Source organism: Flavobacteriales bacterium (assembly GCA_016704485.1).
Taxonomy (GTDB): domain Bacteria; phylum Bacteroidota; class Bacteroidia; order Flavobacteriales_F; family PHOS-HE28; genus PHOS-HE28.
Window position 1 is genome coordinate 1,291,039 of the sequence record JADJAA010000001.1, and the last position, 17,389, is coordinate 1,308,427.

Below are 17,389 nucleotides of genomic sequence, written 5' to 3' on the forward strand. Positions count from 1 at the left end.
TTCATTCACTAGCTCAATTCAAAGCCATGCACAATACGCATGATGCAGTAGGATGTCCGGATCTTAAACTATGGTAAATAGGTGTCAGATTTGGAATTTGACCGAACATATACTACCTTACGTGAAGAAAGAAAGCATAACCAATTCTAATCTCTAATTCATCATGGCAAGTACAAAAAGTACCATCGCAATTACACTCGCCGCATTAGCAGCGGGAGCAGCACTGGGCATTCTCTTTGCACCCGATCCAGGCAAAGAAACACGGAAGAAGATCTCCAAGAAAGGTGGCGATCTGCGTGACAAACTCGCAGCTATGGCCAATGAAGGCAAAGGCATTCTGAAGAGTATGAAGAATGATGCTGACGAGTTGGCAGACGACGCCAGTAACAAAGTGAAGCAGACCAAGGATCGTGCAAAAGAAGCTGTTCACGAAGTGGCAAATGGCGCTCGTGCAGCTGCGAAGAACTAAGGAGTTCCTTTACGATAATAGATCCCCGTACCGGGCCGAAAAGGCATGGACGGGGATTTTTTTGCTTCGTAAATTAATCGCCGACCATTAGTTGATCCTGATCAGTTCCTGGATCGCTGTAACTTTATGTTGTACGTACCCGTCACACAAAAAGAAATCCTCCCTCAAGGTGACTCTCTTCGACTATAATGCAGCTGTTGATGCTCATGCGGATGGGATCTATCGCTTTGCAGTGAAGCACCTGCGTGATCAAGAACAAGCGAAGGATGTGGTACAGGAAAGTTTTGCCCGGCTTTGGATGAAGGTGGATCAAGTGGATGCCAATAAAGTGAAAAGTTATTTGTTCACCACAGCGCACCACGCCATTGTGGATGAAGTTAGAAAAGGGACACGAAGTACGCGCTTGGAAGACCATCATGAACGCATGCAGCACGTAAGCCAGTCGCAGCCGGATCTGAAAGCCGTTCTTGATGCTGCGCTGGCTACATTACCGCCTATTCAACGCAGTGTGGTGCTCTTGCGCGATCTGGAAGGTTATGGTTATGAAGAGATCGCTGAGTTAGTGGACTTGAACCTGGCACAAGTGAAAGTGTACATTTATCGAGGCCGTTCGGCACTGAAGGAATACATCGGCCATTTGGAAACCGTATTGTGAGCACACGCATTGACCATACCAACTACGAGGCCTACCTGCTTGATCGCATGGAAGGAACCCTTTCACCAGCTCAAGAGCATGACTTGGAGGCCTTTCTATTAGCGAATCCTCATTTGATGCCGGATGATGAAGAGCTGCCTTCGTTGACGATAACGAAGGCATCGCTTTCCAACGTGGAGAAGAAGGCGCTTAAGCGCACTTTTCCTCCAGTTGGAATGCCGGGCGAAGGCCCATTGGGAGATATGCTGATCGCCCGGTTGGAAGGAGACCTTACACCGGCGCAACTGAATGCGCTGACGGCTTATCTTGTTGAAAACCCTGAACATCAAAGCGCGGAACGGATCTATGCGTTGACCAAGTTGGTGCCTGAAGCGATGGCCTTTGCAGAAAAGGGATCACTGGTAAGGGAATTGCCTCCTGTGGGAATGCCATCGCTGTATACCGCAGAGGATTTTTTGATCGCTCTAGCGGAAGGAGACCTGAACGCACAGCAAGAAGACGCGATAGTAAAGTTGATCGATCAAGATGCATCATTGGCACGCTCGTGGTCATTAGTGCAACAAGCTCGTGTGCAGCCTGAACCAATGGGGTTCCCTTATAAGGATGCATTGAAGAAAGGAGCGAAGGTGATCGCGATCGGAGCAGCCCGTTGGCAAATGGCGTTGGCCGTTGCAGCTAGTATCGCAATATTGCTCGGTGTTGGTTTCTGGATGTTGCGAGAGGATCCTCAACGTATTCCACAGGTGGCTGAGAAAATTGAACCTGCGAGCAACCTTAACAATACCACGACCAACGACGCTCCTACTCCTGACAAGATGGATGTTCTTTTGGAGCAGCAGGTCGCTGAGAATGAAGCGGTCATTGATGATAAGAACGGACCTTCGTCAATAGATCCGATCACCTTACAACAGAATAGAGCAATTAATGCGCCTCTGAAGAAGGAGAATGACATGCCATCCGTGCGACCCATACAACGCGATGAACCCTTGCAGTTTGCTGAGCAAAACGTCGTAGTCCCTCATGTAAAAGTTGATCGTCCGGTACTGGACAATGTTGAGGTTGCCGAAGTGCCTGATTACATTGAGTCCTTGGCCGAAGTGACCTCGCCAGCTACAAATACGAAGACGGTATCCGTTGGTGGATTGTTCGCATCTACCGTTCGTGAACGTGTTCTGGACCAACCCGATGCCACGACTGAACCGTTAGGCATTAGCGATGCCGTAGCGGCTGTCGATAAGGGTTTGAAAGTGATCGCGGGTGACAGATCCGGACTGACCATTGAAAAGACCGGTGATCGCCACCGTACGTTCGACCTGCGCTTAGGGCGCAACCTTTCCATTACCGCTAAGCGGTAGTACGGATCGCCGAACAGCGATCACCCCTGTATTACGTTGTTCTGGATGTTCTGCATCATCCTGCTACAGTGGGACATGTCCGCCGTTCCGTTCTCCTGCGTATCCACTCAACCAAAATTATTACCGTTCATCACAACCATCATTTGAACCTGTAACCGATCATGGGGTGTTGCTGTCTTATTCAGTGTAAACCAACAAATAGCAAACACAATGAAAACCATGATCTCCCGCTCCATTTTCTTGTTAGCAACGATCGCAATTCTTGGCCAGGCCAAGGCGATCAACCCACCCACAGCAGTTGTCGATAACTCATCCAAGCTTGCTGTCATGGAGCGCAACTTGGAACGTGCATTGAACCGGAACGTAGCGTTCCCAGTGTTGGCCAAAGAGAACATGCATGGTGAGGTGTATGTGAGCTTCGTGATCAATAAGGAAGGTAAGGTCGAGGTACTATCGTGCCACTCAGAGAACGTAGCATTGACGGAGTACGTTCTTCGCAAACTGGCCCGCATCGACATTGGTGAAAACCCTGAAGGTATATGGAAGACCACACATATGCGCTTCAATTTCCGTCCTGAGAACGGATGAGCGGATCGCCGTTCTTCCAGTGAAAGCCCTGCATTCGTGCAGGGTTTTCTGTTATTAAGGCGGATCAGGCCATGAGCGGGTTATTACAGGACCATTTTAATTCCATGGCGCCGCGGAGATCGGTCCATGAATGTACGGGTATTCATTGTCTGTTTTATTGCTCTCACGTGTAACAAACGAGACCCTACCTCGTCCTATGAATGAGGACTGCTAAAACCAACGACCATGCGCACCCTGATAACACTCGCCCTGATCTGCCTGATAACGGGCATTTATGCCCAGACCGATACCACCGGAACGCCTGAAGGCCTGGATGGGCGCAACTTGGTGGTCGGCGTTAAACCTGGCAAAGGACTCTATGCGGATATTATCAAGGCGGATACGACCGGAAATAAAGATCGGGACACGATCCGGATCACGACCAAGCGGAAGATCTTCAAGATCATTACGGAAAAGCGTGAATTCGACTCTACTAATGTTAACGTTGAGGAGCGGTTAAAGGATTTACGAAGAGGCCGTAGGAACGATTTCACATACTGGGCAGGCCTGGACGTTGGTGTGAACACTTTGCTTGGCCTGGATGGTGATGCCGATCTGGATAAGGACGCTGAATTCATGGAGATCGATAATTTGAAGTCCCGCTTTTTCAGCATCAATTTCATGGAACAGAAATTGGAATTCGGTAGCCACCATGCTGGCTTGGTAACCGGCCTTGGATTAGAGTTCGCGAACTACCATCTGAAGAACAATGTTCTACTTGCTTATGACCGTGATTCGATCTATGGAGTGCCGATGGAAAGCCCGGATTACCGCAAGAACAAGTTGCGTCAAATGGGTCTGCGTGTGCCGTTGATGTTGGAGTTCAACACAAAACGCGCGCCCCTGCCATCAGAGGATGAGATCCTTACGCGTACAGCAAAGAGCTATAGTCGAAAGAATAATGTACATCTTGCATTCGGTGTCATCGGTACGTGGTATTTCGATACCATGTACAAGCAGAAATACAGTGTTGATGGTGTGAAACACAAAGACCGTGACAAAGGAGATCACCTGCTCTTACCATACCGTGCAACCGCTACCGTGCGACTTGGTTACGGTCCTGTCAATGTCTTTGCGGAATATGCGCTTACTCCGTTGTTCCAGAACAACAAAGGGCCGGAACTCACTCCGTTCAATATTGGCATTACGCTCATCGGGTTCAATTGAACCCGGATCTTGCAGTAGATCTTCTGCTACGGCCCAATTTCACTGTGGTATCAATCGTTTCACTGGATTTCCTTTCGTCAGTAGAGCTCAGGCTATTCCTCCTCAATGAAATCCTTGATACCGTTGTGAATTTGATCCTCGCTACGAATCCTAATGCAAGATCCGGGTTAAAGCGTATGTCCAATTTCATATAGGGTTACTTGAACGTCCCCGTATGGTACGCGCGATGAGGGGTTGGATCCGGAAGCCGCAAGCACATCACCGTGACTTGCGGCTTCGCATTTAGGTATTCGCCTGTCAACACCTACTTTTGGCTACTTGTTCGCCAGTGCGGACATAGCTTACTTCAGCGTAACTAGATGGGCCGCATATTCGAAAAACGTAAACACAAGATCTTTGCTCGCAATGCCAAGTTGAGCAAATTGTTCAGCCGGATCGGAAAAGAGATCGCAATGGCCGTTAAGGCTGGCGGTCCCTCACCGGACAATAACCTCCGGTTGAAAATGGCCATGCAGAACGCGCGTGGCATGAATATGCCCAAGGAGATCGTTGAACGCGCCATAAAAAAGGCAGCAGGAGGGGATGAGGCGGATTATGCCGAAATGACCTACGAAGGGTATGCACCTGGGGGCATTGCGATCTTTGTTGAAACTGCTACAAACAACACCACGCGTACCGTTGCAAACGTTCGTATGTTCTTCTCGAAATGCGATGGAACGCTAGGTACCTCAGGGTCTCTTGCACATGTGTTCGATCGGAAAGCAGAATTCGTGATCGAGAATTCGACTTTGGGTGAACGTGATCTGGACGAGTTCGAGATGGAGTTGATAGATGCTGGCGCCGATGATGTGATCCGCGATGACGAGACACTTACGGTACTTGCAGCCTTTACCAGTTTTGGGGATATCCAACAAAAGCTGGAGGGCCTTGCTGTAGAGAGTAAGAGCGCTGAATTGAAACGATTCCCATTGAGTACGATCCCTGCTGATATCGATACGGCCCGGAACGTAATGAAGTTGATCGACCTATTGGAGGAGGATGAGGACGTGAATACCGTTTACCACAACATGGACCTGACCGAAGAGGTGGAGGCCGAGTTGATGAGTTGAACCTTTTCAACGTATTGGAACAGGTGAAACGCTAAGCTATTCACTTCACGCTTCAGTTCGAGGGTCTTTCGGAAGTGGGCTTTTCGTATGCTGGATCACTCACCGCAGAGGGCAGAGCCGCCAAGGTTGCAGCGTTTTTGACCGAATGGACCTAAGTATTCATAAACTTCGGAATTATGGGACTAGTGCCCTGAAGGTCGCGTAGCAAAACGGATGTGATACGTGGTGCCGTTCTCGTCACCCTGTACCGCCATGCGCCCATTAAGCTGCTCCACAAGACTGTTGATCAACGATACACCAAGTGTTTCAGGACTTGCATTGAGTTTTTCTTGTGGAATGCCTGTGCCATTGTCGGTGTAGACCATATCGTAATTCCTTTCGCTCGCGTGGTGGATCGACAACGATATAAGGCCTTCGGTACTTCCTTTGAAGGCGTGCTTGAAGGAGTTACTTATCAATTCGTTCATCAATAGACCCAGGGGAACCATGGTCGTAAGATCAAATGCGAGTTCCTTGTCGAGGTCCGTGCTATAGGAAATGCTCTCGTCCACATCATTGAATCGAACAAGCTCGGCGAACAATTCGTGGATATAATTTCCAACATCGACCGTGGCCAGCTCATCGCCTTGGTATAGTTTCTCATGGATCAATGCCATCGATGTAATGCGGCTTTGACTTTGAGCGAATGCTTCCTGTAATTCCTCATTGGCCAACGTTGCGGCCTGCATGCGCAATAAACTGGCGATGACCTGAAAGTTGTTCTTAACCCGGTGATGCATTTCCTTGATCAGCATCTGGATCCTTACATTTGCTTCTTCGATCTTTTTCTTTTCCTGATTGAGCGCCAAGGCTTGTTCGTTATCCCGCAATCGGGCTGCCTTCAGGTTCTCCTTCATCCGCGTAAGTGCGTTGCCCAACACGTCATTTGGACCACGGACCAATACACTGGTCTCGTAGTTCCCCTTACCAATGCTTTCCGCGCTACTGGCCAGGGAACGTATGTTGTCGATCATACTGTTGAAGGATTCGGCCATCTGTCCTATTTCGTCCGCACTGTTAACCGGAACGTCCGTACCAACTTCGCCCAAAGACAATGAACGCGCCGCTTGATTCACCTCATTCACCGTACTGCTTACACCGCGCAACACCACATAACCCATTACCGTTACCGCACCAACAACACCGAACAATGCGATCAGTACAATGATCAATCGCAAACGCGCATTACGCGAATTTGCAACGGTGTTCTGCACGATCAGTGCAAGCGAATGATCTTCCACTTCTTTCAGTTTATCCAAAGCACGAAGAGATAGCTCCCACCATTCCGTGGAAGCAATGTTCGTTCGGTCCAGCGTACGCCGTTCTTTAACCGTGCCAATGACCGATCGCATGAAATTCACATCGGCCCCTTGGAACACGGATTTATAAGTGGCCATTACCTCCGGAGGTGCATCACGTTCAAAGAGCAACATATTGGTCTCATACACAGAGACCTGTTCTCCTAATAGGGCCATCGTCTCCGCATAAACGGCTGGACTGTTCAATGCAATGCTTAACTGATCGCGCACAACGCTCAATGCTTCTTTGGCATTCAAAAGGCCAACGTGCGCGTACATACGATCCTTGGTCTCGGGGTCCAATTGAAGTTTCTGTACCCGACCAAGCTCATCCAACATGGTCTGGTCCAAAGTGCGGTATGCCCGACATACCGTACTTATATCCGTGAGCTTTTCCAGAACACGTTCGCGTAAGATCGGTAGGCTCGTAAATGCGCCGAATTCCTCCGCCGAATAGGTCGTTTTCCGTGTTGGGTCCTGTAGCGCGGCAATGCTAACATCCGTTCTTACGAATTGCACCTTCAGTTTCATGGGTGTCACTGGTCTGCCTATCAAAAATCCGCCACTATAGGCACTTTCCTTCTGGAGCTCATGCATCACATTGGCGAACAGACCGATGCGTTCGGTCTGGCCCTTGATGTACTCATAAACGGCGCTCCTCTTAATATTGGAGTCCACCTGCTTGCCAATGAGAAGCATCATGCCCAACACAGGTATGCCTAGTGTGAACATGAACTTCGTCCGTACGGGTAGGTCCGCAAATCGCCAGGTCATAGTGGCCGAAAGTACGCACCTGTTCGTGTCGATATTCCATGCCATGTGCATACGCACTTACTTTGGCACCGGCATTTGAACGGAACACCCCATCGTATTCTGATATGAAAGAACACTTCGACCTCCTCGATCAGCAGACTGAAAAAGCATTGGAAGGCGGCGGTCCGGCAAGGGTTGCAGCGCAACACAAAAAGGGAAAGCTCACTGCACGTGAACGCGTTGGTCTGCTCTTGGATGAAGGTTCTTTCCAAGAGATCGGTCAGTTGGTGACGCATCGCAGCCATAATTTCGGATTGGCTGAACAAAAGTTCTTAGGTGACGGTGTTGTTACCGGTTTCGGTACAATTGACGGTCGAACGGTCTACGTCTTCTCGCAGGATTTCACGGTGCTCGGTGGCTCGCTTGCTGAGGCCTATGCTGCCAAGATCTGCCGCATTATGGACCTTGCTATGCAGAATGGTGCACCCGTGGTCGGACTCAATGATAGTGGTGGAGCACGTATTCAGGAAGGTGTGGTCAGCCTTGCGGGTTATGCCGATATTTTCTACCGGAACGTTAGAGCCAGTGGAGTTGTGCCGCAGATCAGTGCTATTCTTGGACCGTGCGCTGGCGGAGCGGTCTATAGCCCTGCGCTCACGGACTTCGTGTTAATGACGGAAGGCACGAGCTACATGTTCGTGACAGGTCCGAATGTTGTGAAGACCGTTACGCATGAGGAGGTTTCCAGTGAAGACCTTGGGGGTGCTTCAACCCATGCGACCAAGAGTGGTGTCGCCCACTTTACAGCGGAGAATGAGTTGAAGACCATTCAACAATTACGTCAACTGATCGCCTACATTCCCAGTAATTGCGAAGAGGATCCGCCACAGTTACCCTACACGGCCTCTGATGAATTGCGCCCCGCACTCGATTCGATCATCCCCGATAACCCGAACCAACCGTACGATATACGAGAGGTCCTGAATGCGGTGATCGATCCGGACAGTAGCATGGAGGTGCATGCCGAATATGCGCGGAACATGGTCATTGGTTTTGCACGTGTCGCAGGCCGGACCGTTGGCTGCGTTGCTAACCAACCGACTGTACTTGCAGGAGTGCTGGACATTGACGCTTCCGTAAAAGCCGCTCGTTTCGTTCGATTCTGTGATGCATTCAATATCCCATTGTTGGTGTTCGTGGATGTTCCGGGATTCCTACCTGGTACCGATCAGGAATGGCGTGGTATCATCAACCACGGTGCGAAATTGCTTTACGCATTCAGTGAAGCAACGGTGCCGCGTATAACGGTGATCACGCGCAAAGCATATGGTGGCGCGTATGACGTAATGAACAGCAAGCATATTGGTTGTGATATGAACTATGCATGGCCCAGTGCGGAGATCGCCGTGATGGGTGCGAAAGGAGCAGCGGAGATCATTTTCAAGAATGAGATCGCGAATTCCAAAGATCCTAAGGCCAAGCTACTGGAAAAAGAAAGCGAGTACAAAGAGCAATTCGCAAATCCCTATGAAGCGGCTGCACGGGGGTTCGTTGATGAAGTGATCAGGCCTTCGGAAACGCGAGTAAAGATCATGGCTGCGTTGGAAATGCTAAGGAACAAGGTGGACTCCATGCCAAAGAAAAAGCATGGGAATATTCCGCTGTAGTTCATGCCTACCTTGTTCGGCCGGAACTATGGACAGCACGATCTTGGCATTCTAAGAATGAATAAGGATGTTCTCCGTATGCTAATGTTGTTCTTCACGGAGGTCTTGCTTTCGTTAAGAATTCGAATTTTCGTAAAAAAACAGTGAACATGAACAAACACCACTTCTCTTCCCGCTCGCTCTTTGTTTTCGCACTTTCTGCAGGCATTGTACTTACCGCTTGCAAAAAGGATGATGATCCTGAACCAGCTGCTCCTGATGGAGGTAGCACTTCGTCGACACCAAGTACAACTCCGAATTTCGTGGATGCGGATGCCTCTTTGTGGGGTGTTAAGACCTGGACGACCACAACGACACCAATTGGTAATGTCACCGTAGAGATCGGTGTCGGTATAGCGGTATTCAGTAATGATGATTTCGCAAGTTTCGTAAATGTGGGTACTGTTGGAGTGAATGGGACGGACTTAACGGCACAGTCCAATAATAGCTATACGTCAACACCATCACAGGCCAACCCATTGGGGATCGACTTTAGCAACAGTAACACGGACTGGACCGTTGCTGGCGATAATGGGTTCGCAGGTTTTACGCGCAGTGTCCCGGAGTTCGCATTTCCTGCAATTGACGCGGTCTCAAGCAGTGATGTGGTGGTTCGTGCAAATGGCTACACGCTTACGGTTCAGGCCGTGGCAAGTGCGGATAGCATGTTATTCCTGGTCGGTAGTGTTGCGAAAACCCTCGTGGGTAGCGCTACTTCCTGCGACTTTACCGCTGATGAGCTTAGTGGATTAGCCACTGGTACCAGCCTTGTGCAGGTTGCTGCATATTCCTACATCAACGAAGATCAAGGTGGGAAGAACATCTACTTCGGAAAGGAAACAGTGCGGACGAAGACAGTTACCATTCAATAGGTCCGCTCTCTCTACTGCGTTAAAAGAACGCCGTTCAACAATGGGCGGCGTTCTTTTTTGTTCCTGGGTCATCGCATCCCGATCAAAACAGGTTTGGGGTCACCTAAATAAACCCGAGCAACAGACCGATCGCGATCAACACCAACATGAACCCAACGATCAGTTGAACACTGCGTAGCGTGATCTTGGGAATTAGCCGTTTGCCGATCACGGCACCTAGGAATGCAGCAGCAGTGGCCAGTATAAGTATCACGCCTTGTTCACGCAAAAAACCATCCGGCATCGATCTTAAATAGATCGGTATCCGCACAATATCCACCAACACGGCGATCACTACACCGGTTGCTATGAATGAGGCCTTATCCAAGCCACAGCGCAATAAAAAAATGCTGCGTAATGCCCCTTGGTGCCCACTGAGTCCTCCGAAAAAACCACTCAAAGCACCACCCGGAACAAGGTATTTACGAGGTAAGGACCAGCTCTTACTGTTCGGGATCAATTCCAATACTGCAAAGACCAACATCAATATACCGATCACCAATTTCGTAATGCTCACAGGCCCATGGAGTCCATTATAAAGCGGTGATAGACCTTCAAGACGGGTAAGCAATAATGCACCGATCCACGCGCCAATGATCCCGGGAACACCGAAGCGTAATACCACACCAAGGTCAGCGGTTCGCCATAGCAGACCCGTCTTGAAAAGATTATTCAGCAAGTGAACGACCGCGGTCAATGCTACAGCGATCTCCAATGGAAAGAACAACGCAAATACAGGTAGCAGCAACGTGCCTAATCCAAAGCCACTGATCAATGTAAGAACCGATGCGAGCAATGCCGCAAGAATGATCAGTACCTCTTCCATATCTTGTAGGCGAAGTTAGTTTTTCATGCAGTAGCGGCGGTGGGGCATACAATACTGAGGTCATTATGTCACACTCAAAGCAACAGGAAAAGATGGCCATTTCGTACCTTGGTCCTTCAATCACAACACGTCAATAAAAATGATCATGAAACTTCTGTCCTTAAGCGTACTTGCATTATTCACGGTCATCCCTCACGAACCACTTCCGGACCTCGCTATTGGTGGGACCTTGCCTGCAGCTGATAAGGTGATGATGGATGTTTCAGGTACCAGCACTTCATTGAGGGATCTGGTCGGTAACAATGGCCTGCTTGTTATTTTCTCTTGTAATACGTGTCCGTTCGTTATTGGTAGCGAAGGCAGTGTTGGTTGGGAAGGACGATACCCTGAACTTGCTGCAATGAGCGCACGTTCCGGAATAGGAATGGCCATGGTGAATAGCAACGAGGCCAAGCGTGATGACGGAGATGCATTCGCTGATATGCAGGCCCGCTATAAGGAAAAGGGATTTCGTGGATCGTACCTTTTGGATGAGAACCATGTCGTTGCAGATGCCTTCGGTGCGCGTACTACGCCACACGTCTTTTTGTTCGATAAAGACATGAAGCTTGTGTACAAAGGCGCGATCGATGATAATGTTTCCGATCCCGCTGCGGTAAAAGAAAAGTGGTTGGAGAATGCGTTGAACGCATTGGCGAGTGGTGCAGCCATTGATCCAGCAACAACACGGAATGTGGGTTGCAGCATTAAGCGCATTAAGCACGAGCATTGATCTTTTCAATTCTTGACCTTTTGATTTTTTAATACGGCGGTGTGGCTAAGAGCTTCACCGCCGTTCGTTTTTTGATACACGCGTATTTCCGTCGGATTGGACTTCTGCCCGTGGATCGGCGGGTTTGTTGAAAAGAACATTTCGGCACCCCGGTCGAGCGATGTTCCTTTGTAGCAAAGGCAACACATGAACGTTCTATTGATCGGCAGCGGAGGAAGAGAGCATGCTATGGCTTGGAAACTAGCGCAGAGCTCACTCCTCGATGAACTTTACGTAGCTCCTGGAAACCCAGGTGTGGTGCGCCATGGAAGGCAAGTGGTACTTGATCTGAACGATCAGAAAAAGGTGCGTGCATTCCTGAAGGAAAAGAAGATCCGCATCATCGTTGTTGGGCCCGAAGGACCGTTGGTGGATGGATTCCACGATCGCATTGCAGAGGATCCCACGCTCAAGGACGTTACCGTTATCGGGCCACGCAAGATCGCTGCACAGTTGGAGGGCAGCAAGGATTTCGCGAAGGAGTTCATGTTCCGGCACAACATTCCAACAGCCGCACACCGCACATTCGTTAAAGGTCAATTGAAAGAAGCGGAGGAGCATTTGGATCGCATGACCGAACCCTATGTGATCAAAGCCGATGGCCTCGCTGCAGGCAAAGGAGTGATCATTACAAATGATAAAAAGGAAGCACTTCGAACGATCAAGGGAATGCTTGATGGCTCCAGTTTCGGAGATGCAGGTCAAAAAGTGGTGATCGAACAATTCCTTAAGGGCATTGAGCTTTCCGCATTCCTCATTACTGATGGCGAGCATTTCAAGATACTGCCATCAGCAAAGGACTACAAGCGTATTGGTACAGGAGATACGGGTCCGAACACCGGAGGTATGGGGGCGGTTTCGCCAGCTCCGTTCGCGGACAAGGACTTCATGCAGAAAGTACACGACCGTGTTGCTGCTCCCACTATTCGTGGCTTGCGGAAAGAGGGTATTGACTACCAAGGGTTCTTGTTCATGGGACTTATGAACGTGAACGGCGAACCGTATGTGATCGAATACAACGTACGGTTAGGTGATCCCGAAGCACAATGCATTCTGCCACGTCTACGTAGCGACCTGCTGGATCTCTTCGAAGGTATTGCGTCCGGTACGTTAAGCGAATGCCACGTGGATGTTGAGGACCGCACAGCTGTTACGATCGTAATGGCCGCTGAAGGATATCCCGGTAAGTATGCCACTGGTGAACCGATCCTCGGACTCGAGAGCGTTAAGGATGCATACGTGTTCCAATCCGGAACGGCAATGAAAGGAGATCAGCTAATAACGAACGGTGGTCGCGTGCTCTCCGTGACCGCATTCGGTAAAGATCTGGAACAGGCGATCATGGCCACCTATCGTTCGGCCGCGTTGATCAATTTCGAAGGTCGGTATATGCGGTTGGATATCGGTTTGGACCTCGTAAAGAAGCCCACTGGAAAAGCCGCAACTCCCCAGAAAGCGTAAAATGCAGATCAAAAGGCCAATAGCAGCATTTAAGCCAACGTGCTGTTCTTTTGTGCCTTCTTGTTGTATTTACCTTGTAGGTTCAACCAGTAGATCAGTCCGATGAACAGGGTGATCGAGATCAAGATATTAGGCAACCATCCCATACCTACCAATAGGCTAAGACAGGTTTCCGTAAAGTGGCCAATGGCGAAGAAGATCTTTTGCATGCTGCGTGCTCTTGAGCGCGGCCAAAGATAGCGATCAGGAGTTACCAACGTAAAATCATGCTCGCAGGCCTATTTCGAAGCAATCGCCCAGCAGTTCTTGCGCTTCTGATGGTTATTGTACCCGCGCTGTTCCTGCCCTGGGTCTGGGATGCAGGTTCGACACCGCGTGTATCCATGCCATTTCATCAGGCCATGCTGGTCCTGGTAAATGAAACGAGCTGGATCCGCGGAACGGCTGGTATGGTCGTTATCATCCTGGTCGCTATTCAATTGACCGCGCTTGTCAATAATTCTGAGCTGATGTTGCGCCGGAACCATCTGCCAGCGTTATTCTTCCCGTTATTGCTTGCGGCTTTTGGCGACCCGGTGCCTATAGGGCCCGCACTATTCGGAATGCCTTTCCTTTTGTTCGCGCTGCAACGCACGTGGTCCATTACGAACATGGGTAGTGCGTTAGGACCCTTATTCGATGCCGGATTGTTGATCGGTATTGCCTCGCTTTTCTATTTGCCCTACGCCTTCATGGTCGTGGTGGTGTGGGCTTCGGTCTCCGTGATCCGCCCATTCTTCTGGCGTGATCATTTGGTTCCTTTTCTGGGTGTTGCTGTGGTGCTTTATTTGGCATGGGGGATACTGAAGTTGATGGGCGTGGAGCATTGGAGGCCTTTGTATACGATCATGGACCGAAACACGCTTTCGACACATGAAGTAGTTCGATCACAACGGGTGCTCTTCTATTTTCTGTTAGCGGCCTTTATAGGTACAGGAGCACTGGCATTCGCAAAAGGCTATGGCAGTGGCGTAATGCGCGAAAAGAACTTGCGCTCTTCGTTCCTTGCGTATTGTGCGGCAACCATTGTATTGAGCGGGCTGCTTTGGATGCTTTCCAAACGCTTTCCGCCCGTGATCGTAGCGGTTCCTTTGGCCATTTTATGCGGGTATGCCGTAAACACCAATAAGCGTGCGTGGGTTGGGGAACTCGGTGTGCTGGCACTGGGAGCACTAGCTGTTTGGGGCATGTGGGGTTGAGTTGGTCGAGTGCTCCACAAGCCATCCCCAATGCTCAGAGGACAATGAATTGCGGCTCCCGTCAAATGCCAAGACCACTAGAACCAACCACCTCCGTAACTTCGCGGTCGGTTAACAATTGATCCACTCCTGTTATGAAATTCGGCATAGTCACTTTTCCTGGTTCCAACTGCGATGAAGACATGGCCTACGCGCTAGGTACATTGATGGAGCAACCCGTTGAACGGCTTTGGCATAAGGAAGTGGACATGAAAGGCGTTGATGTGGTGGTTCTGCCAGGCGGGTTCTCCTACGGCGATTATCTACGGAGCGGTGCTATTGCGCGCTTTTCTCCGGTGATGCGTGCGGTTGCACATCACGCTGCGAACGGCGGGATCGTGATCGGCATTTGTAATGGATTCCAAGTGCTTTGCGAAGCGGGCCTGTTGCCCGGAGCGCTTATGCACAATGAAGGCCAACAGTTCGTTTGTGAGAACGTCTATATCAAAGCGGTTACTCAACGAACCAAATTAACGCGGTCAATACCGAACAAAGCGTTGAAGATCCCCATTGCACATGGTGAAGGACGCTATCATGCGGATGAAGCAACGTTGAAAGGTTTGAAGGAGAACGATCAGATCCTATTCAAATACTGCGATAGCGAAGGACGCACATTCGATACGGCGAACCCAAATGGATCCAAAGAGAACATTGCGGGCATCTGCAACAAGGAGCGCAATGTGTTCGGCATGATGCCACATCCGGAACGCGCTATGGATCCTAGACTAGGGAATACCGACGGCCGCTTTCTGTTCGACTCCTTGTTGAAGGATGTCCTTGTGCGTTCGTAATAACGGCGTGAATCCACCCTCGATCACGTTCTGGGACTCGGTTCCATAGAATGTGAGAACCGGGTCGCTCGAATGCGAATTCCATTCCGTGAATGTAAATTCTGGATGTGGTCTCGCTTCAATGGTGGTCGGGATGTTCTTGAATGAACGGATACGTTTACGGCCCGGAGCCAGCTCGCGACCATTCACCAAGAAATGGCCTGATCCTGGATCGGGAGCAATTATCGTAACGGTATGTACTTCATGCCCCGTATGTTCCCCGAGATACTGCATTAAGAGGGGACCGCGCTCTGCTATCATTTCATGGACTTCCTCTAGTGCTTGATGTGGATCCGGACGGTCCAACTGGCCTTCCCATCGTTTTTGATCCTCCGCAAGAACCGCACTGTTCGCTTGGTAAATGCTATCCGCAATGGCTTGTAGGTTGAATGGATCCAGAATAGTGGCTTGTAACGCTACCATGCGGATCAACAGACGCTCCTGAATTTCGGGATGTGCCAACAACAACGATAGATAGGGGGCTTCCAATTCCGTGGACATGCACATGCGCCGGACGCTATTCTCTTTCGGGGCACTCCAGAGATCCATATCGTAAAGGACCCAGCGCCACCTTCCTGGTTCACCATTGTTATGCGGCCGATAGCATCGCACGTTCAGGTCATGGTCCGCACGACCTGTATACAGATCCATGCAGGCCAGATCGATCAAACTTTCCAGGTCGATCAACTCCTCGATCTCCTGCATCGGGGCTTTCTGTTCGATCAGCCCAATTGCGTGGTGTAGGTCGGTATTACTGCCGCAGATCGCACGCAATGCCGGACCGACCAACACGTCCAGATCAGCGGTACCGCTCAAAGCGCACAACCATTCTTCATCTTTCGGCGGCATCCAACGATAGGTTCCCCAGTAAACATTGTTCAGGTAAAGCGGCCACGTCGTTGAAGGCTGTACATCCAGCGCTAGCTTGCCTTGGCTAACAACGGATTCCATGATGGTATTATGCAAGTAGCCGTTCGGACTTGCATCTGCACGTAGGATCGCTTCGGTATAAAATGCATCATCCGGGAAAGGGAAACCAATTCCAGGGCCTGCATATTCCTCACGTGCAAATAGTTTGAATGAACGCTTTTCCATTCCTCGTGATCCACTTCCACTGATCCGTATCCCTGCTGAAATGCTGCCTTGATGTTCGGTAGCATTGGCTTCAGATGTGAGGAACTGTACAACCACTGGACGCTCCCATTCCTTGCCCGTGCGGGTGTTATTGGCGAAAGCACCTTTCGTATAGATCCCTGTTCTATCATTCCAAAGATCTTCCGGCTCCGTGGTTAGGTGGATCGCTCGGTGCAGCGTTGGTTCAAATACGTACGACGCATGCATCTCAGAACTAGGTAAGGACCCTTTCCGGTATGCGATCGCACGGACCGTCTTCGTTCCAGTGACCTCTATCGGAGATCGCCACCGTTCACTATGTTGGCTCGGAGCAGTGCCATCCGTGGTATAACGGATCTCATCGTGTTCATCGCCAACAAGATCAAGTTCGAACGGTGTGATCCGGATACCCGCTTGCACAGAGGGAGTAGGCGTGGCTGTTCGCGCAATTGCATAACCCGGATAGCGATTCGCGGCTCCCGGAGTGGGTGTGTCAAAGATCGTAAAGCTGCCGTCACCACTGTTCTCTCTGCCGAGACTTAATGTCGCCGATAGTTCGGAATAGGATACTGAATCCATAATGGTTCTACCGTCCGCAGCGACCAATTGGACGGATGCACCGGAACGCGGCAACGTAGCCCGAATGTGGTCCGGCCCTAAGGCTGGTTCACCATCACACCACAGAACGAAATAGCAATCTGCAGGAATTACCATTGGGGCATCTATCATGTGCCTAACACCGTTGATCACCAACCGCGTACCCAACAATTGATAGGAATCAGGACCTGCGTTGTACAATTCCACCCAATCGGAGATCTTGCCTACTTCCGCATTTGGTTCGAAGGCATGCGCTGCCTGCAATTCATTGATCGTAACCGTTTGCGCGGAAGCGGGATCAACAAGGAGGAAGAGACACAAGAAAAAGCCAAGAATGGTTTTCACCGGCCAAAATTAGGGCATAGGGTAATGCGGGCCGGGATAT

16 protein-coding genes are annotated in these 17,389 nt (G+C 50.1%); 12 read left to right on the top strand and 4 right to left on the bottom strand.

The annotated features are described in order from the left end of the window. Positions 1-163 precede the first annotated feature (163 nt). From IPF95_05490 to IPF95_05515, 6 genes are all read left to right on the top strand, one after another. Positions 164-469, top strand: coding sequence for a YtxH domain-containing protein (locus IPF95_05490; GenBank protein ID MBK6474147.1), 306 nt, complete (start codon positions 164-166; stop codon positions 467-469). Between the two features lie 169 nt (positions 470-638). Continuing rightward, positions 639-1,124 (top strand): RNA polymerase sigma factor, encoded by a 486-nt coding sequence (locus IPF95_05495; GenBank protein MBK6474148.1) that lies wholly within the window; start codon positions 639-641, stop codon positions 1,122-1,124. Next, the gene (locus tag IPF95_05500) at positions 1,121-2,479 is read left to right on the top strand and encodes a hypothetical protein (protein MBK6474149.1); all 1,359 of its coding nucleotides are present in this window, start codon (positions 1,121-1,123) and stop codon (positions 2,477-2,479) included. Before IPF95_05495 ends, IPF95_05500 begins: the two co-directional genes overlap by 4 nt. A gap of 210 nt (positions 2,480-2,689) precedes the next feature. After that, positions 2,690-3,067: a hypothetical protein gene (locus tag IPF95_05505; protein MBK6474150.1), complete on the top strand. Its 378-nt coding sequence runs from the start codon at positions 2,690-2,692 to the stop codon at positions 3,065-3,067. A gap of 225 nt (positions 3,068-3,292) precedes the next feature. Next, a complete protein-coding gene (locus tag IPF95_05510; GenBank protein ID MBK6474151.1) occupies positions 3,293-4,273 on the top strand; it encodes a hypothetical protein in 981 nt (326 codons plus the stop codon). 359 nt (positions 4,274-4,632) lie between these two features. After that, positions 4,633-5,382, top strand: a complete 750-nt coding sequence (locus IPF95_05515; protein MBK6474152.1) for a YebC/PmpR family DNA-binding transcriptional regulator — start codon at positions 4,633-4,635, stop codon at positions 5,380-5,382. Positions 5,383-5,564: 182 nt separating this feature from the next. Here IPF95_05515 and IPF95_05520 read toward each other — a convergent pair whose 3' ends face one another. Continuing rightward, positions 5,565-7,493 carry a nitrate- and nitrite sensing domain-containing protein gene (locus IPF95_05520; GenBank protein ID MBK6474153.1) on the bottom strand — a complete coding sequence of 643 codons (1,929 nt, stop codon included), beginning with the start codon at positions 7,491-7,493 and terminating at the stop codon, positions 5,565-5,567. 104 nt (positions 7,494-7,597) lie between these two features. On the opposite strand from IPF95_05520, the gene IPF95_05525 reads away from it, so the two are divergent. Together IPF95_05525 and IPF95_05530 are read left to right on the top strand one after the other, a co-directional pair. Further along, positions 7,598-9,139, top strand: a complete 1,542-nt coding sequence (locus tag IPF95_05525; GenBank protein MBK6474154.1) for an acyl-CoA carboxylase subunit beta — start codon at positions 7,598-7,600, stop codon at positions 9,137-9,139. 149 nt (positions 9,140-9,288) lie between these two features. Next, a complete protein-coding gene (locus IPF95_05530; GenBank protein ID MBK6474155.1) occupies positions 9,289-10,050 on the top strand; it encodes a hypothetical protein in 762 nt (253 codons plus the stop codon). 103 nt (positions 10,051-10,153) lie between these two features. Here the strand turns inward: IPF95_05530 and IPF95_05535 are convergent, their stop codons facing one another. Beyond that, entirely contained in the window at positions 10,154-10,915 is a 762-nt protein-coding gene (locus IPF95_05535) for a sulfite exporter TauE/SafE family protein (protein ID MBK6474156.1), read from the bottom strand. A 133-nt stretch (positions 10,916-11,048) separates the two neighbouring features. Between IPF95_05535 and IPF95_05540 the strand changes: the two genes are divergently transcribed. Both IPF95_05540 and purD read left to right on the top strand, forming a co-directional pair. Continuing rightward, positions 11,049-11,687, top strand: a complete 639-nt coding sequence (locus tag IPF95_05540; GenBank protein ID MBK6474157.1) for a redoxin family protein — start codon at positions 11,049-11,051, stop codon at positions 11,685-11,687. Positions 11,688-11,873: 186 nt separating this feature from the next. Beyond that, positions 11,874-13,187: a phosphoribosylamine--glycine ligase gene (purD, locus tag IPF95_05545; GenBank protein ID MBK6474158.1), complete on the top strand. Its 1,314-nt coding sequence runs from the start codon at positions 11,874-11,876 to the stop codon at positions 13,185-13,187. A 29-nt stretch (positions 13,188-13,216) separates the two neighbouring features. Here the strand turns inward: purD and IPF95_05550 are convergent, their stop codons facing one another. Next, positions 13,217-13,396, bottom strand: coding sequence for a hypothetical protein (locus tag IPF95_05550; protein ID MBK6474159.1), 180 nt, complete (start codon positions 13,394-13,396; stop codon positions 13,217-13,219). Between the two features lie 108 nt (positions 13,397-13,504). Between IPF95_05550 and IPF95_05555 the strand changes: the two genes are divergently transcribed. Further along, positions 13,505-14,425, top strand: a complete 921-nt coding sequence (locus tag IPF95_05555) for a hypothetical protein (GenBank protein ID MBK6474160.1) — start codon at positions 13,505-13,507, stop codon at positions 14,423-14,425. 134 nt (positions 14,426-14,559) lie between these two features. Then, positions 14,560-15,255, top strand: coding sequence for a phosphoribosylformylglycinamidine synthase subunit PurQ (purQ, locus tag IPF95_05560; GenBank protein ID MBK6474161.1), 696 nt, complete (start codon positions 14,560-14,562; stop codon positions 15,253-15,255). Here the strand turns inward: purQ and IPF95_05565 are convergent. Next, on the bottom strand, positions 15,190-17,349 hold the full coding sequence (locus tag IPF95_05565; GenBank protein ID MBK6474162.1) for a CotH kinase family protein: 2,160 nt from the start codon (positions 17,347-17,349) through the stop codon (positions 15,190-15,192). The two genes, purQ and IPF95_05565, sit on opposite strands and share 66 nt — an antisense overlap. Positions 17,350-17,389: the final 40 nt, after the last annotated feature.